11 protein-coding genes are annotated in these 20,993 nt (G+C 42.0%); 5 read left to right on the plus strand and 6 right to left on the minus strand.

From position 1 onward, the window contains the following. Nucleotides 1-69 precede the first annotated feature (69 nt). Nucleotides 70-4,302, minus strand: a complete 4,233-nt coding sequence (gene carB, locus IWA51_RS12500; protein ID WP_198442654.1) for a carbamoyl-phosphate synthase large subunit — start codon at nucleotides 4,300-4,302, stop codon at nucleotides 70-72. Beyond that, nucleotides 4,302-5,642 carry a carbamoyl phosphate synthase small subunit gene (locus IWA51_RS12505; protein ID WP_198442655.1) on the minus strand — a complete coding sequence of 447 codons (1,341 nt, stop codon included), beginning with the start codon at nucleotides 5,640-5,642 and terminating at the stop codon, nucleotides 4,302-4,304. Before IWA51_RS12505 ends, carB begins: the two co-directional genes overlap by 1 nt. A gap of 439 nt (nucleotides 5,643-6,081) precedes the next feature. Here IWA51_RS12505 and IWA51_RS12510 point away from each other — a divergent pair, with 439 nt between their 5' ends. After that, entirely contained in the window at nucleotides 6,082-7,179 is a 1,098-nt protein-coding gene (locus IWA51_RS12510; RefSeq protein ID WP_198442656.1) for a 30S ribosomal protein S1, read from the plus strand. A gap of 244 nt (nucleotides 7,180-7,423) precedes the next feature. On the opposite strand, the gene IWA51_RS12745 is transcribed toward IWA51_RS12510, so the two are convergent. Then, complete coding sequence (locus IWA51_RS12745; RefSeq protein ID WP_230402665.1) at nucleotides 7,424-8,611, minus strand: TIGR04100 family radical SAM protein; 1,188 nt, start codon at nucleotides 8,609-8,611, stop codon at nucleotides 7,424-7,426. 74 nt (nucleotides 8,612-8,685) lie between these two features. Between IWA51_RS12745 and yfcE the strand changes: the two genes are divergently transcribed. Together yfcE and IWA51_RS12530 are read left to right on the plus strand one after the other, a co-directional pair. Continuing rightward, nucleotides 8,686-9,240, plus strand: coding sequence for a phosphodiesterase (gene yfcE / locus IWA51_RS12525; RefSeq protein ID WP_198442657.1), 555 nt, complete (start codon nucleotides 8,686-8,688; stop codon nucleotides 9,238-9,240). 16 nt (nucleotides 9,241-9,256) lie between these two features. Continuing rightward, nucleotides 9,257-9,898, plus strand: a complete 642-nt coding sequence (locus IWA51_RS12530) for an HD domain-containing protein (RefSeq protein ID WP_198442658.1) — start codon at nucleotides 9,257-9,259, stop codon at nucleotides 9,896-9,898. Nucleotides 9,899-10,158: 260 nt separating this feature from the next. Here IWA51_RS12530 and IWA51_RS12535 read toward each other — a convergent pair whose 3' ends face one another. After that, nucleotides 10,159-11,307: an FtsH/Yme1/Tma family ATP-dependent metallopeptidase gene (locus IWA51_RS12535; RefSeq protein WP_198442659.1), complete on the minus strand. Its 1,149-nt coding sequence runs from the start codon at nucleotides 11,305-11,307 to the stop codon at nucleotides 10,159-10,161. Nucleotides 11,308-11,461: 154 nt separating this feature from the next. On the opposite strand from IWA51_RS12535, the gene pheT reads away from it, so the two are divergent. Together pheT and argA are read left to right on the plus strand one after the other, a co-directional pair. Beyond that, nucleotides 11,462-13,762 (plus strand): phenylalanine--tRNA ligase subunit beta, encoded by a 2,301-nt coding sequence (pheT, locus tag IWA51_RS12540; RefSeq protein WP_198442660.1) that lies wholly within the window; start codon nucleotides 11,462-11,464, stop codon nucleotides 13,760-13,762. Between the two features lie 395 nt (nucleotides 13,763-14,157). Continuing rightward, the gene (argA, locus tag IWA51_RS12545; protein ID WP_198442661.1) at nucleotides 14,158-15,552 is read left to right on the plus strand and encodes an amino-acid N-acetyltransferase; all 1,395 of its coding nucleotides are present in this window, start codon (nucleotides 14,158-14,160) and stop codon (nucleotides 15,550-15,552) included. Nucleotides 15,553-16,443: 891 nt separating this feature from the next. Here the strand turns inward: argA and gyrA are convergent. Together gyrA and gyrB are read right to left on the minus strand one after the other, a co-directional pair. After that, nucleotides 16,444-18,915 (minus strand): DNA topoisomerase (ATP-hydrolyzing) subunit A, encoded by a 2,472-nt coding sequence (gene gyrA, locus IWA51_RS12550; protein WP_198442662.1) that lies wholly within the window; start codon nucleotides 18,913-18,915, stop codon nucleotides 16,444-16,446. A gap of 33 nt (nucleotides 18,916-18,948) precedes the next feature. Further along, on the minus strand, nucleotides 18,949-20,871 hold the full coding sequence (gyrB, locus tag IWA51_RS12555; protein WP_198442663.1) for a DNA topoisomerase (ATP-hydrolyzing) subunit B: 1,923 nt from the start codon (nucleotides 20,869-20,871) through the stop codon (nucleotides 18,949-18,951). Between the last annotated feature and the right edge of the window lie 122 nt (nucleotides 20,872-20,993).

The raw sequence follows: 20,993 nt of genomic DNA on the forward strand, positions 1-20,993 counted from the left end.
GAAAACCGCTTTTACAAAAAACGGACGGCCCAAAAGACCGCCCGAATCAAACTGAATCTATTCCTTTGATTAAATCTCTACTTCGCCGTCATAACACAAAGAAGTGTTTCCGGTAAGATAAACCGAATCTCCGGTATATTTTACAACAAGTGTTCCGCCGCGTACTTTTACGGTAATATCCTGGTTAATAGGACTGAATCCATTAAGAACAGAAGCAATCGCTGCAGCACAGGCACCGGTTCCACAGGCAAGAGTCTCGCCGTTACCGCGTTCCCACGTGCGCATCTTAAGTTCATTCGGTCCAACTACGCGTACAAATTCGGTATTTATTCTTCCGGGGAAAGCCTTGTTGTTTTCAAACAAAGGTCCAATCTTTGCAACAGGTTCTTTGTCAACAAACTTGCTGAACACAACACAATGCGGGTTTCCGACTCCGACGCATGTTACGTCATAAGTTTTTCCGTCAACATCAAGCTTCTGTCCGACCACTGCCTTTGCAGGAAGAAGTGCTTTGTTTGCGCTGTTAAGTTCAGATTCAGGAACTTTTACTTCCTTAAGGCTTGTTCCTATAAGTGCGCTTTCAAATTCAGGGCGACCCATGTCTACGGTAACAGATGTTACTTTGCCGTTCTGTTTGTACAAAAGCAGCGACTTGATTCCGCTTCCAGTCTCAATAGTAATTGTTTCTGTATTGTCAGTTTTTTTGCCGTGCTTTTCTGTAATTCCGTTTATATTGTTATCATAAAGATATTTTCCAACGCAGCGGATTGCGTTTCCGGCCATCTTGCCTTCTGTTCCGTCAAGGTTAAAGAAACGCATCTTTGCATCGGCTGTTTCGCTCGGTTCAATAACAACAAGACTGTCTGCACCAATACCGCCGGTTCTTCTGTCGCATAGTCTTACGGCAAGTCCTGCAGGATTGCTTACAGGTTTCTTCATTGCGTTGATTACAATAAAGTCGTTTCCTGTACTGTCCATCTTGCTAAAGCAGATTTTTTCCTTCGTGTCGCGCAGCTGATTAATGTCAACAAGTTCAACATTCTGTGCCGAATACTTGCTCTTAAGACAGTTGGCGATTGCGTTTGCTGTATCAATTGCAGTAAGACACGGAATATCGCGCTCAACGGCATGTCTTCTCATGCGCACTGAATCTGCACGCGGGTCACGTCCCTTTGCCGAAGTAGAAATAACGTAATCAATCTTGCCCGAATCAAGCAAAGTAAGAAGATTGTCATCAGGATTTTCGTGAATCTTGTTAACAACAGTTACTTCCATTCCAAAGTCGCTGATTGTCTTTGCTGTTCCTTCAGTTGCATAAAGCTTAAAGCCCATGTCGTAGAATTTTTTTGCCAGATCCGGAACTTCATACTGGTCAGTTTTGCGCACGGTAATAAGCACACCGCCCGAACGCTTCATGTTGTAACCGGCAGCAATAAGTCCCTTAAAGATTGCCTCTTCCATTGTAGAAGCAAGTCCCAGAACTTCACCGGTAGACTTCATTTCAGGTCCAAGATGGGTATCCACGTCCATAAGTTTTTCAAAGCTGAATACAGGAACCTTTACCGCAAAATACGGAGGAATTCTGTAAAGACCTGTTCCATATCCAAAGTCCTTTACGTGTTCGCCCAGCATTGCACGAGTAGCAAGTTCAACCATAGGAACACCGGTAACCTTGCTTATGTAAGGAACTGTACGGCTTGAACGCGGGTTCACTTCAATAATATAAAGATCATTGTTGTAGATAAGATACTGAATATTTACAAGACCGCGTGTACCCAAAGCGAGTGCAAGTTCACGGCTCTGATTTATAATCTTTTCGCGCAGAATGTCATTAAGGTTCCAGCTCGGATAAACGGCAATAGAGTCACCGGAATGAATTCCTGTACGCTCAATATGTTCCATTATACCCGGAATAAGAATATCCTTTCCGTCACAGATTGCGTCAATCTCAAGCTCGATACCCATCATATACTTGTCTATAAGAACAGGATTTTCGATTCCCTGAGAAAGAATAATCTTCATGTATTCCTTAACATCGGCATCGTTAAACGCAATAATCATATTTTGTCCGCCAAGAACATAAGACGGACGCAGCAGAATCGGGTAGCCAATTTTTTCTGCAGCAGAAAGAGCTTCTTCTGTAGTAAAGATTGTCATTCCGCGCGGTCTGTTGATATGAAGCTTTTCACAAAGATCTTCAAAACGCTCTCTGTCTTCGGCAATATCAATTGAATCAGCAGAAGTACCAAGAATTTTTATTCCCTGGCTGTCAAGGAATTTCGTAAGCTTGATTGCAGTCTGACCGCCAAACGCAACAACAACACCAATCGGCTTTTCGGTATTGATTACGCTCATAACATCTTCGGGAGTAAGCGGTTCAAAATAAAGCCTGTCAGAAGTGTCAAAGTCTGTAGAAACAGTTTCGGGGTTATTGTTTATTGTAACAACATCATAGCCCAGTTTTTTAAGCGACCATACACACTGAACAGACGCGTAATCAAATTCAATTCCCTGACCAATGCGAATCGGGCCTGAACCTAGAACAATAATTGTTCCCTTCTTGCCCTTTGAACTCTTTTTTCCCTTCATTACAAGGAAGTCAGCAGCTTCGTTATCTGCATTGTATCCGCTGTAGAAATAAGGAGTTTCGGCATTAAATTCACCGGCACAGGTATCTACCATTTTGTACGTAGCCGGAATATGTGCAAGCTTTCCTTTTGCAACAAGTTCTGCCGCTTTTTTTGCTTCCTTTAGAATTCCGCCTGCACCAGGAATTTTTACTCCTGTCATATCCTGAATAACCTTGTCGGGATATCCAAAATCTTTTGCTTCCTTATAAAGTTCAGGAGTAAGCTTTCCGTTGCCGCCCTTAATCTCATCAAAACGGCGCTCCATCTTTGCAAGATTTTCAAGATGAGCCAGGAACCAGATGTCTATCTTTGTAATTTCATTAATTTTTTCTATGCTCAGAATACCGCGCTTAATCGCCTGGAATACCGCAAACACGCGCTGGTCTGTACATTCACCAACGCGGCGTATAATATCCTCGTCGCTTTCTTCTGCAAACGCCGGCAAATTCAGGCTCATAACACCAATTTCAGCACCGCGGGCGGCCTTCATTATAGCCTGCTCAAAGTTGTGGCCAATTGCCATGACTTCACCGGTTGCTTTCATCTGTGTACCCAAAGTTCTCTTTGCATAAACAAATTTGTCAAACGGGAACTTCGGCATTTTAACGACAACATAGTCAAGGACAGGTTCAAAACAGGCCGCAGTCTTTTTTGTAACGGCGTTCGGAATCTCGTCCAGAGTGTAGCCTATTGCAATAAGTGTCGCAACTTTAGCTATAGGATAACCTGTCGCCTTTGAAGCCAAAGCAGAAGAACGGCTTACACGCGGGTTAACTTCAATAACGGCGTACTCAAAACTGTCGGGCTTAAGTGCAAACTGACAGTTACAGCCGCCTTCCATTCCCAAAGAACTTATTATGTTAAGCGCCGCCGAACGCAGCATCTGGTATTCTTTGTCGCTTAAAGTAACCGTCGGAGCAATAACAATGGAATCACCTGTATGAACACCAACCGGATCAAAGTTTTCCATAGAACAGACGGTAAGAACGTTACCGGCACTGTCGCGCATTACTTCGAACTCAACTTCTTTCCAGCCCGAAATACACTTTTCTACAAGAATCTGGTGAATTGGAGAACGGTGAAGTCCATTCTGCGCAATTTCTTCCATCTCTTCACGGTTGTATGCAATACCGCCGCCTGTTCCGCCCAAAGTAAAAGCCGGACGCACAATTGCCGGATAACCAATTTCGTTGTCAGAAAAATCAAGTGCGTCTTCAAGGGTAGTAACAACCTTAGACGGAATACACGGTTCTCCAATAGCAAGCATCGTGTCCTTGAACATCTGACGGTCTTCTGCCTTGTCAATTGTCTCGGGCTTTGCTCCCAAAAGTTTTACACCGTGGCTTTCCAGAAAACCGCTTTTGGCAAGTTCCATACTCAGTGTAAGACCTGTCTGTCCGCCAAGTGTAGAAAGAAGGCTGTCGGGCTTTTCCTTTTCTATAATACGCTGAATTGTCTCGGGAATAAGAGGTTCAATATAAATCTGATCAGCCATAGAATGGTCGGTCATAAGCGTAGCCGGATTGGAATTTACCAGAACAACTTCAAGTCCCTGTTCCTTAAGAGCCTTGCACGCCTGACTTCCTGCATAATCAAATTCCGCAGCCTGACCAATAATAATCGGACCCGAACCAATAACCATTACCTTATGAATATCTGGATTTAAAGGCATTATTTTTTACCCCCGGATTTTTTTACGCTCTTTGACGAGGCTGATTTAGAATTTTTTATTGTGCTGGAAAAATATGCAATTGAATCAATTCTTTCATACTTGGCCTTGAATGTCTTGAAATAATCGTGATCGTTGATAAGACGAACAAATTCATCAAACAAAAAACTTGTATCCAAAGGACCGGAACAGGCTTCAGGATGAAACTGAACACTGAAAGCCGGGATTTTGGTATATGTAATTCCTTCACAAGTGCCGTCGTTTGTATTTACAAAACTCAAAACTGCACCTTTCGGAAGAGTTTCATTTTTTACCGCATAACCGTGGTTCTGTGATGAAATATAAACGCGTCCCGTAGAAAGATGTTTTACAGGCTGATTCGCTCCGCGGTGGCCGTACTTAAGTTTCATTGTGTCTGCACCCATAGCAAGTGCCAGAAGCTGGTGTCCAAGACAGATTCCAAAAATAGGAACACCAGACTTTGTTATTTTCTTAAGTTCAGAAATAATCTGAACATTTTCCTGCGGGTCTCCCGGTCCGTTGGAAAGCATTATTCCGTCAGGATTAAGGGCAAGAATCTCCTTTGCAGTAGCAGATGACGGCACTGTTATAACATCAAGCCCGCGTTTAAGAAGCTCGCGTCTTATATTTGCCTTTGCTCCAAAGTCCCAGAGAACAACTTTCTTTCCCTTACCGTCCTTCATTGCAACTTCAGGATCATTTTCCTTTGTACCGTCTGCCCTTACAGGAACAAAACGGTAGGCAGCCGACTCTTTGAATACAACATCAGCGCTTTCTTCTATCTTAACAGCATCGCAACTTACGCTTTCTACAGCCTTTTCTATCTTAAATGCCTTGATTTTTTTAAGAAGCTTGGGCTTTTTTTCTGCGTCTGCAAGCATTTCAAGAGCCGCCTTTGCTTCGTCACTATCGCCTGAAATAAGCATAGCATTCATAACACCTACTTCGCGCAAAATCTTAGTCAAAGCACGGGTGTCAATATCATAAAGGCCAATAACATTCTGTGATTTCAAGTAGGAATTCAAATCGCCTTCGCAGCGGAAATTAGAGGGGGTTTCACACCAGGAGCGCACAACATAACCGCGCACATGGCTTGATGCACTTTCAAAATCTTTTGGAATAACACCGTAATTACCAATAAGTGGAAATGTTTGGGTTACAATCTGACCAAAATAGCTGGGATCCGTAAGGGTCTCAATATAGCCGTTCATTCCGGTCGTAAATACCGCTTCACCGACAATACATCCGGCAGCGCCAAAACCTTTGCCTTCAAAAACCTGTCCATTAGCGAGGACAAGAAACGCTTTAGTAGAATCTGTCATACTAAAACATTAGTATATAATATTTTTAACAGTGTGTATACTGGTTTATAGGTAAGAAACATTTATGTCAAAATACGTCCGCGTGGGAAGACGTTGCATTTAAAAAGATAAATCTTAATGAAAGTTAAAATGCGCGAAGGAGGACGGGGAAGTACGAAATGACTTGGTTTTTTGCAGTCGCGAAGCGACAAACAATAGTTTCCTTGCAAAAACCACGTCAAGGGCCTTATGGCCCGGTTTTGGACTTCACCGGACGACTGGGAGCATTTTAACACTCGTTGTCACTTATCTTCTAAAACTGCGCCTTCACACGCGGACCTTCCTCTACACCAGCGTCTGTTTACGCAATGTCCGCGCGTACACATATCCATGTTGTAAAAAAGTCAAAATAGATTTATCATAAACGCCAGACCAAACAAAAATGGGGGAAATAAAAAAAATGAAAAACCTGTACGAACCCGGACAGCTTGTAGAAACAACCGTAGTGGCAATATCCGGCGACACCGTATTCATAGACCTTGGACTCAAAAGCGAAGGATTTGTAGACAAAGCAGAATTTACAGATGAAAACGGAAACATAACAATAAAAGAAGGCGACAAAATAAAAGTCTACTTCGCCTCAGCAAACCGCGACGAACTGCACTTCACCACAAAACTCAGCGGACAAAATGCCGGTAAAGACATACTCGAAAGTGCATACAAAAACGCAATACCCGTAGAAGGACACGTAACAAAAGAAATCAAAGGCGGCTACGAAGTAATGGTCGGAACAGTCCGCGCCTTCTGTCCTTATTCTCAAATGGGATACAAACAAAAAAAAGAACCGGCAGAATACGTCGGCGAACACCTGACCTTCAAAATTCAGGAATACAAAAATGACGGACGCAACATCGTGGTATCAAACAGAGCCGTCCTTGAAGAACAGGCCGCAGACGAACTCAGTAAACTTGAACAAAAACTCACAGTCGGAATGACCGTAACAGGAACAGTAAAATCAATTGAAAGCTACGGAGCATTCATCGACGTAGACGGATTCCAGGCTCTTCTTCCAATATCAGAAATTTCACGCATAAGAGTAACAAACGTAGCAGACGTACTCAAAGTAGGACAGACAATAACCGCAAAAATAATCCGCACAGACTGGGCACACGAAAGAATGAGTCTTTCAACAAAAGAACTTGAAGCAGACCCGTGGGAAGGAGCAGACAAAAAATTCCCAGCCGGAACAACCTTAGACGGAACAATCTCACGCGTTGCAGACTTTGGACTCTTTGTTCAGCTCGCAAGCGGAATAGACGGACTCGTTCACATATCACGCCTTAACGTTGAGCGCAACACAAACCTCAAAAAAGTATACAAACCAGGAGACAAACTACCGGTCGTTGTAGACAAAATCGACCTGGCAGAACACAGAATTTCCCTTTCTCCTGTAGTCTCAAATGAAGAAGAAGAAAATGCACACGAATATCTTTCCAAACAGAATGACGACGGCGAAACATACAATCCGTTTGCAGCACTTCTAAAAAACAGAAAATAAGTTCTGAACCTTCTATTAACTAATGAACAGTTTCTATAATAATGTGCCCGCGCGGGAAGACAGGGGAATCGGAAATGATTTGATTTTTATCCGTTACAAAGTAACTCCGTTACTTTGTAACTACAATAGTTTCTATGCAAAAATCACATCAAGGGCCATATGGCCCGGTTTTCGATTACACCGGCTGACCAGGAGGGCTGTTAGTAAATAACTACCGTTCGTTAATACACAAACGGTAGTTAAACTACAACTTACGACCGTTCAGAACAGATTCAACCAAACGACCGTTAGTATACACCAGCTTCAAAGAAAAAAACGGCGCGTCTTCTTCAATCAGCTTAAGAAAAATGGCATCTCCTTCCCAGTGCTCCAGTTTCATAAAGTCGGCCTTTTTAATCCACTCAAGTTTACCTTCATCACAGTCAATAAGTGTACCGCTAAAATCATCACTTGTATAAAGGCACATATATTCGGCCTCAGATCCGTCAGAAATAAAAGTCACAATACCGCGGAATCTGTACCCATTCAGAGTAAGTCCTGTCTCTTCCTTAACTTCGCGCAAAAGACAGTCCTCCGGGCTTTCATCTCTTTCAAAATGCCCGCCCACTCCAATCCACTTGTCATGGTTTATATCATTCTTTTTGGAAACGCGGTGTAGCATAAGATAACTGTCACCTTTTTCAATATAGCACAGAGTCGTTAACTGGCTGCGTGGTTTTTCACCTGTACCCGTTTCTGTTTCCACGACTGCATCTGTATCCTTAAGCGTTGATTTGTTTTCTGAAACTGTACCCTTTGAACTGTCCCCTTCATCCGGTGCGGAATATTCACGTATGCGGTAACTAACACCAAGCCCGCGGCAAATCTCTGCACAGCATTTTTCGTCCTCATGGCTTATTGTAGTATCAACCGTAGTCATCACCACGTTGGGAACATATTTTTTACACTCCCGCGCAAAATCCAGCATACTCTCAAATGACTCCGCGCCAAAACCCGGCCTAACAACGCGCAGATAATTTTCAACATCGCTTGTATTCAGGCTTACAGAAACCGTATCAACAAGCCCTTCCAAAAGCGGTTCAATTCTTTTGCCGTTAATCAAATTTCCCAACCCGTTCGTATTCAGCCTTACGGGAATTTTATAATGCTCTTTTACAAAAGCAGCAGTCTCAAGCATAACATCCAGCGCTTCAGTCGGTTCACCGTAACCGCAAAAAACAACTTCAGTATAGCGCGACATATCCTGTGCCTCAAAAGCCGACCTGACTTCAGAAAACGAAGGCTCATGTTCAAGCCACAAAGTATCAGGCTCTTCGTAAACCTTATCGGCATTTTTACGGATACAAAAAGTACACGCGCAGGGACACCTGTTTGTCAAATTCACATAAAGACCTGATTTTACACCGTAAACTATAGTCATTCCCTTCTGCATAAAAACCTCGCACAACAATAATAACGCAAACAAAAATATTTTACAAACAAAAGAAATCTGCTATAATTCCGCACATGAAATGGCTAATTGCATCAGATATACACGGTTCAGCATATTACTGCGAAAAACTTATTCACGCGTTTGAATACGAAAAGGCAGACAAACTTCTTTTACTGGGAGACGTACTTTATCACGGCCCGCGCAACGATTTGCCAAAGGAATATAATCCAAAAAAAGTAATTGAACTGCTTAACGGCCTGTCACAAAAAATTCTTTGCGTAAGGGGAAACTGCGACAGCGAAGTAGACCAGATGGTTTTGAATTTTCCTCTCATGGCGGAATATATAGCACTCGATCTGGGGAACTCCACAATTTTTGCCACACACGGACACATTTTTAGCGAACAGAAAATGCTGCCCTGCGCACAAAACAGCATACTTCTTTGCGGGCACACACACATTCCGGCCTGCACAAAGCACGAAAACTTCACTTACCTGAACCCCGGAAGCGTTTCTCTTCCAAAAGAAAATTCCCCGCACAGTTACATGACACTCTGCGAAAACACATTTGTATGGAAGAAACTTGACGATAACAGCGAATTCGGTTCGCCATACAAAATTATTCAATAAAAAAGGCTGAAAAAAAATGGATAAAAAAACACTTAACGAAAATCCCTTCAAGAATTATCTTGCTTCAGGAAACGAACGATTTGACAAACAGATGGAATTCATAGCCGAAATCGATAAGATGACGCATATTATGAGACAGACATTTCTTCTGGACAAAAGCCGCCGCGAAAACGACGCCGAACATTCATGGCATCTCGCTGTTATGGCACAGCTTTTAGGCGAATACTGTACCGATACGCCCGACATAAACAAGGCCCTCCGCATGGTCACGGTACATGACATCATCGAAATATACGCGGGCGACACATTTGCCTATGACACCGCCGGTTACGAAACAAAAGCCGCGCGCGAAAAACAGGCCGCAGACAAAATTTTTTCAATACTACCCGAAGATCAGTCCACCCAACTGCGCGCGCTCTGGGAAGAATTTGAAGCGCGGCTCACAGCAGACTCACGCTTTGCAAACTGCCTCGACAGAATTCAGCCGTTTTTTCACAACACGCTCACTCAGGGCGGAACCTGGCTCGAACACAAAGTGTCAGTTTCTGCCGTTCAGCAGAGAATGGACATCGTAAGAACCACAATGCCGGTCGTCTGGGAATGGGTACAGAAAAACATAGAAGCCGCCGTACAAAACAACTGGCTCCTGCCCAACTGAACCGTGTGCGCAGAAAGACACTATATTTAACTAACTGTCAGCTAATGTTAAAATGCTCCCAGTCGCCCGGTGAAGTCCAAAACCGGCCAATATTGGCCTTGATGTGATTTTTGCATAGTAACTATTGTAGTTTCGAAGTAACTTTGTTACTTCGAAACGGCTAAAAATCAAATCATTTTGAACTCCCCCGTGCTCCTTCGCGCATTTTAACTTTCGTTAATATTTATCTCTTTAGGACAAGAGTCTTTCTGCGCGCGCTGTTATTCCCCGGCAATGGCGTGTTTAACATCCGCCAGTGTAAATTTTGCACGTCCCTGTTGCAATGCCAGCAATGACGCGCGGTTTATCACAGACTCAATTTTTGCGCACGAAAAGCCGTCAAATTCCCGTGCAAGAACCTGCGCGGAACAGGACTCATCTGTACCCTTATTTCGGGTATACATTTCCACAAGCTGTACCCTTGCATCAAAATCTGGGAAAGGAACTTTCACCCGCGCGTCAAAACGACCTGGCCTTATCAACGCTTCATCCAGTGCACTAATGCTGTTTGTCGCCGCAAGAACAAGAATTCCGTCATTCGATGTAAAACCGTCAAGTTCGTTAAGAAGAGCCGTAACAATACGCGTGTTTTCTGTCTCAATTGCCGACCCCGAATAATTGCGCCTTGTTCCAATTCCGTCGAATTCATCAATAAAAATAATACACGGAGCCATACGTCGCGCTTTTTTAAACAACATCTTTACTTTCATGGGACCAATCGCCATAAACATACTTTCAAAATCAGTAGCTTTGGCTGGAATGAACGAAACCTTTGACTCACCGGCAAGAGCTTTCGCAAACAGAGTTTTTCCGTTTCCGGGCGTGCCTTCCAAAAGAATTCCCTTTGGCATCCTTACTCCGGCCTTCTGCCATTTTTTCGGGTTCCGCATAATGTCCATAACCTGCAGCATATCATGCTTAAGAGAATCCATTCCAACAACGTCAGAAAAATTCTTCCCTGTTGAACGCACGCATTTAAAAGTATTCGGCGAAATAAATTTCTTAAAGACAAAAATTACCGTACCAAAGAATATTATATAGAAGAAAATATCAAAAATCAGCGAAAGAACTTCACTGCCACTTTTTTCTACATTTACTTTCACGTTGTTTTTCAAAAGGAATTCCTTGAGCAAAGGCGAGTCAGGATTTTCTGTACAAAACTTTTCATCTGTACCCTTTTTTGAATAAATTAGATTTCTATCTGTCACCGTTACAGATTCAACTGTCCCCCTTTCTACATCTTCATAGAAGGCGGAATAAGGCTCGACAATATTTTTTTTGTCAAAGAAAAACCCCCATGACAGGTACAGAACGGCAGCCATAAAAACTGTACCTATTGCAAAAACAAATTTCTTTTTACGAGAATTCACATTTCCCCCAAAAAAATTCAATCTCTTCCCACATCAATAATAAATGTACATCCGTCAAAAGTCAAAACCTCCACGCCGTGCATTTTTGCATAATTCTAGACAATTACACTTCTTTTCGTTACAATATATGCACATCAAAATCATAGAGGATACCATGCCAAAAATAGAAGTTAACGAAAAACTCTTCTTCAATCTTCTTGGAACAAAATACGATTGGGACACTTTTGAAAAAAAACTTACCTTTGCCAAAGCCGAACTTGACGAAAAGCCCGACATGTCACAGCCCGACGACAAGCGCGTAATAAAAATTGAACTTAACGACACAAACCGCCCTGATCTCTGGTCCACCGGCGGAGTCACACGCTGCCTTCGTGAACATGAGGGAGCAAAGCATTCAGACTACACAGGTTTCCTCTCTACAAAAGAAACACGCCAGGATTCAGCAGACAGAATTGCCATTGTTGATCCTGAACTCAAAGATATAAGACCTTACATGGTTTCTTTCGTCATAAGCGGAAAACCCATTGACGAACCAATGCTCATAGACATAATGCAGACCCAGGAAAAACTCGCCTGGAACTTCGGACGCAAAAGAAAGTCTCTTTCAATGGGCGTCTACCGTGCTGCAGACATCAAGTGGCCGGTTCACTACACCGCAGCCGATCCCGACAAGGTAAGTTTTGTTCCTCTGCAGGGAGAATCCAAACAGACATGCCGTGAAATTCTTGAAACCCATCCAAAGGGAAAAGACTACGGCTACATACTCAAAGACTTCAAGAAATACCCTGTTCTTAAAGATGACAAAGGCGAAATAATGAGCATGGCTCCTATTATCAACAGTGCCACTCTTGGACAGATAGAAATAGGCGACAAAGACCTTATGGTAGAACTTACCGGAACAGACATGGAAAGCCTCATGCTTGCCGCAAACATTGTAGCCTGTGACTTCTTCGATGCCGGATACGAAATTCTTCCTGTCAAAGTTGTGCATCCTTATGACACAGGATTCGGCAAAGAAATTACGGCTCCTTTCTATTTTCAGGAAACAACAGACGCAAAGCTTTCTGCAATAAACAAAAAGCTCGGCAGCAGTCTTTCAGAAAAAGAAGTTTTGGACGCGCTTTACAAAATGGGAAACAAAGTTACATCAAAACAAGAATCAGGCGACACTGTATTTACAGTACAACCGGCTCCTTACCGCAACGACTTCCTGCACGAAGTAGACGTAATCGAAGATGTAATGATCGGCTGCGGACTAGACAGCTTCTCTCCCGAAAAGCCCAGTGACTTTACAATAGGCCGCCTTCTTCCCATAACCCTTTACAGCCGCAAGGTAAAAAACATTATGGCCGGAATGGGCTACCAGGAAATGATTTTCAACTACCTTGGTTCAAAAAAGACATACATAGACAACATGTGTGTAAAAGCCGACGACGTTATCGAAATTGCAAACCCGATGAGCGAAAACTATCAGTTTATACGCCCGTCAATCATTGCATCCCTTTTCGAAGCCGAAGCACAAAGCGGCAATGCAGTCTATCCGCACAAAATCTTTGAAGTAGGAAAAATTGCATTCATCGATCCTTCTGAAAACACCGGAACAAAAACAATCCAGAGTCTTGGTTTCCTTACTTCTGCAAACAATGCAAACTTCAACGACACAGCCAGCGAAGTAAGCACAATTCTCTACTATCTTGACCACAAATACGAAGTTCAGGAAACAGACGATCCGCGCTTTATTCCGGGAAGACAGGCCGGAATCATGGTAAATGGAAAGCAGGTAGGAATTTTCGGAGAAATACACCCGCAGGTTCTTGAAAACTGGCAGATCAGCGTTCCGTGTGTAGCCGGAGAAATGGATCTAGAGTACCTTATGGCAACCGAGCCAAAGGAACACAACGACAAGACGGCAGCACCACAGAAAAACGAAAGTTCTGCACAGCCTGCCGTTCAGTTTGATGCAGTCGCTCACTTTAACAAATACATAGATCTTCGTGTAGCAAAGATTATCAAGGTAGACCGCAATCCTGAAGGCGAAAAGCTCTATATAGAAACACTCGACGACGGTAGCGGAACAGAGCGCATAATTCAGTCAGGACTTGTTCCTTACCTTAAGCCCGAAGAACTCCTTGGCCAGCACATCATAATCGCCGCAAACCTTGCTCCAAGAAAGATGCGCGGTGTAGAAAGCCACGGAATGCTTCTTGCTGCAGACTATGTAGAAGACGGTAAAGAAAAAGTAGAACTTCTTACCGCTCCCTGGGCTGCTCCTGGAACACAGGTCGTTCTTGAAGGTACAGAGCCCTGCGAAAAACCTGCAAAAATAGACATAGACAAGTTCTGTAAGATTACATACAGAATAGCAGACCACCATGCACAGGCGGCCGGAATAAATCTCCAGGCAGACGGAAAATCCATTACTACGGTAAAGACCGCCGACGGAGAAATCCAATAAATCAGGGTTAAACATTTAAAAATAGAAAGACAAGCATTTGGCGGTCGGGATCTAAAGTTCTGGCCGCCTTTTTTTTCGATTTATTCTCCATTTTATAAAAAACGTAGTATACTTATACGGTTTCGGGCATGGCAGACTCTTTCCAGAATCTGCTTGAATACATAGAAACCGGTTCAAAAACACAATGCTAACTATGGGCACCGGCACAAAGAAAATCCATGAAACCGGCGAATCGTTAACCTAATTTTCCGAAAACATAAGCAATTCAATCCAAACAATCGGTAAGCAGATACATCTGTTCAAAGTCTGACCGTTAAGGCGCAGGTCTCTTTCAAAAAGCTTTGCGCCTTATTTTTTCCCTTGACCAAAAATCCAATTCACAATAAGTTAAAACCATGAACGAAAATTATATTCATGAAAAAGCCGAACGAATCCGTGACGTAATACGCTACATACGCAAATTCAAAAATGCTCTCGTTATAATTTACATTGATAACAGCCTAATTGACTCACCTCTTTTTACCAGCCACATCAGGGACATTTGCTTTATTCACGAAGCAGGTCTTAAAGTAATAATGGTTCCCGGAGCCAGCAAAAGAATCAATGAAGTTCTTTCTTCGGCCGGCATCACGTGGAACATTCATAACAACTGCCGCATTACAGGTTCGGAAGCAATGCCTTTAATAAAAATGGCAGCCTTTGATGTTTCAAACCAGGTAATGACAGCCTTTGCCGGTGAAAAACAGACAGCAGTTATAGGCAACTGGGTCAGGGCACGTGGCAAAGGTGTTATAGAAGGATTTGACTACGGAACCAGTGGTGAAATTGACCGTCTCGAAATTGAATCAATCCGCACAGTTTTGGATAACGGCTTTATTCCAATTTTCCCCTGCATAGGTTGGAGTGCAGTAGGAAAACCGTACAACATTTCTTCCATAGAACTTGCCCAGCAGATCGCCGTACACATGAAGGCAGAAAAGCTTTTTTTCCTTATCCCGAATGCAGACATTTCACAGCAGATGTTTACCATCCCACAAGATTTGGGACTTTCGCCGGAAGGTACAGTTCCGGCAATGAATTTGGAAGAAGTCGATAATTTCCTAAAAATTAATGACCAGTCGGTAAATTCAGAGGCAAAAACTACCGACCAGGCGATAAATTCTGCTGAATTTAACTACCGTTCGGTAGTCCTTAAAGAAAAGATTTTATCTCTTTTATCACTTGCAAAAAAAGCCTGTAGCAATGGTGTTTCACGTGTACACATTCTGAACGGATCTTTTGATGGAACTATTTCATGTGAAATCTTCAGCGACCTTGGTTCAGGAACAATGATTTACAGTCAAAACTACGGCCGTATACGCGATATGATAAGAGAAGATATTCCTTCAGTACTAAGCGTTATGCAGCCTTTTGTAGATAACGGCGTGCTACTCCCCCGTTCAAAAGAAATACTTCTTAACCAGCTGTCAGACTACATAGTTTACGAACTAGACGGTGCAATACGTGCATGTGCAGCTCTTCTACCCTACAGCGACGGTCAAATGGAAATAGCCGGTGTCGCTGTAGAAAAAACTTGTTCCCATATTGGCATTGGCCCCAAAATGATAATGTTTCTCGTGGAACGTGCAAAAAAGCTTCATGCAAAAAGCATTTTCCTGCTTACCACACAAACAGCAGACTGGTTTGAAAAACTTGGATTTGTTGCTTCAGAAGTGTCTACCCTCCCTGAAAAAAGAAAAGAATTATGGACTCCCCAACGTGGTTCCAAAGTAATGCGAATTAACATTTAATCATGTTTTACATGAAACACTATTTAAGTTATCCACAGTTTATTCACATCTGTATGAAAAAATAAATAAAACACTAAAGGCCTGTAAATTCTTTGTATATAAGAATTTACAGGCCTTTTACTTTGAAATTCCCAAATTTCGTCCAATTTTCCATAAGTTATCCACAGTTTGATATATTTTATAATTTTGTTTCATGTGAAACTATTTTAAAATATATCAACCATCATCAAAAAACTTTTCTGCATTCAAGAGATTGTTTCTTTTTATTACCATTTAATATGCATTTTTTATTTAAAGCTTTTCTCTGACAAACACTTTTATTTGTTTCACATGAAACACATTTTCTTGCGCGTGAAGGCTTACCCAAAATCAGTATTTATTAAACATTTGACAGGAATAGCTTCTGTTCATCTAACTAATGGCTCTGTTTCATGTGAAACATTCGTTTATATATTTTTACCACATTGTTTCATGTGAAGTTTATTTTCCCTCCACATAAAGCATGTTTTCTGCGTTCATTCAGAAATAAGGCGATTCTATAAATTAAGTTTTTAGAAACAACTTTGAAATCGACGTCAATCTATAAAAGCTAGTTTAACGGATTTTTATGATTGAAATATGAGTTCTTTCGCAATTTATTCCAAAGCTTAGATATAATTTTGTTTAACAGTGATTTTTTTTCAATCACTTATGTTTCATGTGAAACATAATATGAATTGTGCTGGTTCTGCAAATTAAACTATGATGCTCTGTTTCACATGAAACATTTCTTCTGTAAATGAAAAAAAAGGTGTCTGAATTCGTCCCTAAAAGACAAAAACAGACACCTTTTCTAAAATACTATATTTAAATATAGTCTATATTTTATTTATTTCTTTATATTATATACAATTACGCATCAGCTTTATCTTCATCTGAATGAGCAATTCTATCTATACCAACAACATAATCAGGATCCTTTATGTCTACAACCTTAATGCCGCTTGCCGAACGTCCCTGAACAGTTATGCTGGAAGCTTCAACCCTGATAGATGTACCCTGGCTGGTAATACACATTACCCCGTCATCGTCCTTAACTGAAAGGGATCCGATTATTTCTCCCTTGTCGTCTACATTACCGAATATACGCTGACCGCCGGTTCCCCTTCCATGGGCATTAAACTCGTTGGGATCTACGCGCTTACCGATTCCCTTTTCTGTAACAACAAGAATCTTGGAATCAGGTTCGTTGTAAATCTTTATAGCAGCACAAAGTTCATCTCCTTCGGAAAGTTTCATGCCGTTAACACCGCGACTGCTTCTTCCCATAGGACGCACTTCTTCTTCATTAATGCGAAGAGCCTGACCCCTGCGGCTGACCAGAAGAATTTCGTCTTTTCCACTTGAAAGAATTGAACTGACAAGCTGGTCACCATCATCAAGTCTTGCCGCCTGCATTCCCCTGGATTTTGCATTACGGAATTCACTTGTAGGAGTCTTTTTTACAATACCGTTCGCTGTAGCCATAAACAAGAATTCACTGTCAGTAAATTCCTTAAGATTTACAATTGTAGTTATATCTTCGTTGGCAGTTACAGCAAGAAGGCTCTTTATATGTGAACCGCGGCTTGTTTTTGCTGCTTCCGGAATTTCATGCACTTTGATCCAGTAGGCTTTTCCAGCTGTTGTAATAAACATAAGATAATCGTGGGTTGAAGCAACAAACATCTGGTTAATGTAATCTTCTTCGACAAGTTTGGCGCTTATTGTGCCCTTGCCTCCCCTACCCTGGCTCTTGTACTGACTTACCGGAACCCTCTTTATATATCCGAGTTTTGAAATAAGGATAACCATATCCTCTTCTTTAATCATATCCTCGATATTAATGGATTCAACTTCACCGGCTACAATGTCTGTACGGCGATCATCACCATATTTTTCTGAAAGTTCGTTTGTATCCTGTTTGATAAGTGCAAGAATTTTTTCGTGGTGTGCAAGAAGATCTTCAAGATGGGCAATCCACTTTTTAAGTTCTTCCATCTCTTTTTTGAGTTCGTCAATGCGCAGGTGTGTAAGTCTTTTAAGCTGCATATCAACGATAGCCTGCGCCTGTATGTCATCAAAAGAAAATCTCTGCATAAGGGAAGCTTTTGCTTCTGCTTCATCACGGCTTCCGCGGATAATCTTTATTACTTCATCAATTGCATCTACAGCAGTGATAAGGGCTTCAAGAATATGCTCTCTGGCTTTTGCTTTTCCAAGATCGAATTTTGTTCTTCTTGTAATAACATCGTCGCGGTGATCCACAAAGCATTTTATAATCTGCTTAAGGTTAAGAACCTGTGGTCTGCCGTTTACAAGGGCAAGATTTATTACACCAAAGCTGGACTGAAGGGCTGTCTTTGCAAACAGCTGGTTTATTACAAGTTTTGTAACAACTCCGCGCTTAAGGTGAATTACGATTCTCATTCCGCTGCGGTCAGAAGATTCATCGTTTATCGCAGATATACCTTCTATGACTTTATCGCGTGCAAGTTCACCTATTTTTTCGCAGAGTGTACGTGTATTTATTCCGTACGGAACTTCTGTAAATACGATGGATTCAGCACCGCTTTTTTCATTTACTTCAATTTTGAATCTTCCACGTACAAGAATTTTTCCCCTTCCAGTTCTGTAGGCATCCTTGATTCCCTGGCGTCCAAAGATTATTCCGCCTGTAGGAAAGTCCGGACCTTTTATGTGTGTAAGGAGTTCATCCAATGTTATTTCGGGATTATCAATATAGGCACCTATTGCCGAAGCAACTTCGCGAAGATTGTGGGGCGGCATGTTTGTTGCCATACCGACGGCAATACCCATTGAACCGTTACACAAAAGGAACGGAAACTTTGAAGGAAGAACAGACGGTTCCTTTCTTTCATCATCAAAGTTTGGAACCATATCTACAGTATCTTTATCGATGTCGGCAACCATTTCTTCGGCAATTTTTGTCATTTTTGCTTCAGTATAACGGTATGCAGCGGCAGGGTCTCCGGCTATTGTACCAAAGTTTCCGCCCGGTTCAACAACAATATATCTCTGGCTGAAGTCCTGTCCCAAACGAACAAGTGCATCGTAAACAGAAGCATCTCCGTGCGGGTGATACTTACCGAGCACGTCTCCGACTATAGTAGCACACTTCTTTGTCTTGCCCGAAGAAGCAAGGTGAAGTTCGTCCATAGAATAAATAATTCTTCTGTGAACGGGCTTGAGTCCGTCCCTTACATCAGGAAGAGCACGGCTTACGATAACAGACATTGAGTAATCTATAAAAGCCTGCTTTACTTCGTCCTCGATAGGAATCTGTATAAGACTTGAACCGTTAGCAATAGGTGTATTTTCCATTTTATTCCCTTAAACTAAATATGAGACGACAAATCAGACATCAAGATTTGCGTAGATTGCATTTTCCTCAATAAACTTGCGGCGGGGTTCAACCTCTTCACCCATGCAGATTGTAAAAATTCTGTCAGCAGCTATTGCATCTGGAATTGTAACAACCTTCATCTTGCGTGTTTCAGGATTCATTGTAGTATCCCAAAGCTGTTTTCCGTCCATTTCACCAAGACCTTTGTAACGCTGAACATCGGCCTTTTCTCTCTTGTCACCAAGTTTTTCAAGTTCGGCATCTCTTTCTTCATCACTGTAAACGTAAGTAGCCTTGCGGTTTAGTTCAATCTTAAAGAGAGGCGGCATGGCAAGATAGACATAACCCTTTTCTATAAGTTCAGGCATGTATCTGAAAAAGAATGTAAGCAGAAGAGTGCGAATGTGGCTTCCGTCAACATCAGCATCGGCCATGATGATAATCTTATGGTATCTTAACTTTGTAATATCAAAATCTTTTCCGAAACCTGCTCCCAGAGATGCAATAACCGGCTGAAGCTTTTCATTGTTGATTACTTTCTCGGGGCGGACTTTTTCTACGTTAAGCATTTTTCCCCAGAGAGGAAGAATTGCCTGTGTCTTTGGATTTCTGCCCTTCTTTGCAGAACCGCCTGCAGAATCTCCCTCTACTATGTAAACTTCGCATTCTTCTGCGTTTTTGGAAGAACAGTCGCTTAATTTTCCGGGAAGACCAAAACTGTCTATATTGTTCTTGCGGCGTGCACTGTCTTTTGCTTTTCTTGCGGCAATTCTGGCACTTGCTTCACCGACTGCCTTTTCAAGAAGCTGGTCAAGAATCTGCGGGTTCTGTTCAAAGAAGAGAGTAAGTTTTTCCCTTACAAGACTGTCTACATAACCGCGCACTTCACTGTTACCTAGTTTTGTTTTTGTCTGGCCTTCAAACTGAGGTTCAGGTACTTTTATTGAAAGAACAGCCGTAATTCCGGAACGAACATCATCACCGGTAAGTTTTTCATCTTTATCAAGTTTCTTAAGAAGTTTTTCCTTTTTCTTAAGAAAATCATTCATAACACTCGTGAGCGCACTCTTGAAACCTTCGAGATGCGTTCCGCCTTCACGCGTATTGATGTCGTTTACATAAGAATAAATCTTTTCGTCATAGCCTGAATTATACTGGAGTGCAACTTCCATAACGACATCATTTTCTTCGCCGCTTATATATACCGGTTCAGCCGGAATTACCTGCTTGCCTTCGTTAAGGAAACTTGTAAAATGTCTTATTCCGCCTTCGAATTTAAGAACAACTTCTTTGGGAGTTTCAAGCCTTTCATCCCTGAAAACAATCGAAATTCCGGGGTTAAGAAAAGCAAGTTCCCTCAGGCGGTTTGCAAGAACATCAAAATTATATGTAGTTGTTTCTGTAAAAATAGAAGGATCTGCCTTCCATCTGATTGTAGTTCCGTGAAGGGATGTATCACCAATACATTCAACCTTTGACTTTGGAATACCAGTCTGGTAGCGCTGTTCGTAACGCTTTCCATTTGTATTAACAAAAGCTTCCATCCATGTAGAAAGAGCATTAACGCAGCTTACACCTACTCCGTGAAGACCTCCCGAAACTTTATATGTACTTTTGTCAAACTTACCGCCGGCATGAAGTCTTGTAAGAACAAGTTCCAGAGCCGAAACATGTTCAACAGGATGCATATCTACCGGAATACCGCGTCCGTTGTCTTCTACACGGCATATATCATCTTTTTCAAGGGCAACAACAATTTTGTCGCAGTAACCGGCCATTGCTTCATCAATACTGTTGTCTACAACTTCATAAACAAGGTGATGAAGTCCGTTGGGTCCTGTAGAGCCAATGTACATACCCGGCCGCTTTCTTACAGCCTCAAGACCATGCAGTACCTGAATGCTGCTCGCTGAATAGTTATTTTCGTCTGACATTTGAAACCCCAAGAAACCCAACTTTTAATTTTGAGTGATTTTATTCTATTATAGAAATAATTTTGAATTTCAAGTATACCTGTATTGAAAAAAAAAGTAAAGGCGGAATATAATATACAGCT

The organism is Treponema peruense (genome assembly GCF_016117655.1).
In the GTDB taxonomy this organism is placed as follows: Bacteria; Spirochaetota; Spirochaetia; order Treponematales; family Treponemataceae; genus Treponema_D; species Treponema_D peruense.

Coding starts and splice junctions, on each gene's coding strand:
- carB (WP_198442654.1), bottom strand. CDS start 4,302: ATGCCTTTAAATCCAGATATTCATAAGGTAATGGTTATTGGTTCGGGT.
- IWA51_RS12505 (WP_198442655.1), bottom strand. CDS start 5,642: ATGACAGATTCTACTAAAGCGTTTCTTGTCCTCGCTAATGGACAGGTT.
- IWA51_RS12510 (WP_198442656.1), top strand. CDS start 6,082: ATGAAAAACCTGTACGAACCCGGACAGCTTGTAGAAACAACCGTAGTG.
- IWA51_RS12745 (WP_230402665.1), bottom strand. CDS start 8,611: ATGCAGAAGGGAATGACTATAGTTTACGGTGTAAAATCAGGTCTTTAT.
- yfcE (WP_198442657.1), top strand. CDS start 8,686: ATGAAATGGCTAATTGCATCAGATATACACGGTTCAGCATATTACTGC.
- IWA51_RS12530 (WP_198442658.1), top strand. CDS start 9,257: ATGGATAAAAAAACACTTAACGAAAATCCCTTCAAGAATTATCTTGCT.
- pheT (WP_198442660.1), top strand. CDS start 11,462: ATGCCAAAAATAGAAGTTAACGAAAAACTCTTCTTCAATCTTCTTGGA.
- argA (WP_198442661.1), top strand. CDS start 14,158: ATGAACGAAAATTATATTCATGAAAAAGCCGAACGAATCCGTGACGTA.
- gyrA (WP_198442662.1), bottom strand. CDS start 18,915: ATGGAAAATACACCTATTGCTAACGGTTCAAGTCTTATACAGATTCCT.
- gyrB (WP_198442663.1), bottom strand. CDS start 20,871: ATGTCAGACGAAAATAACTATTCAGCGAGCAGCATTCAGGTACTGCAT.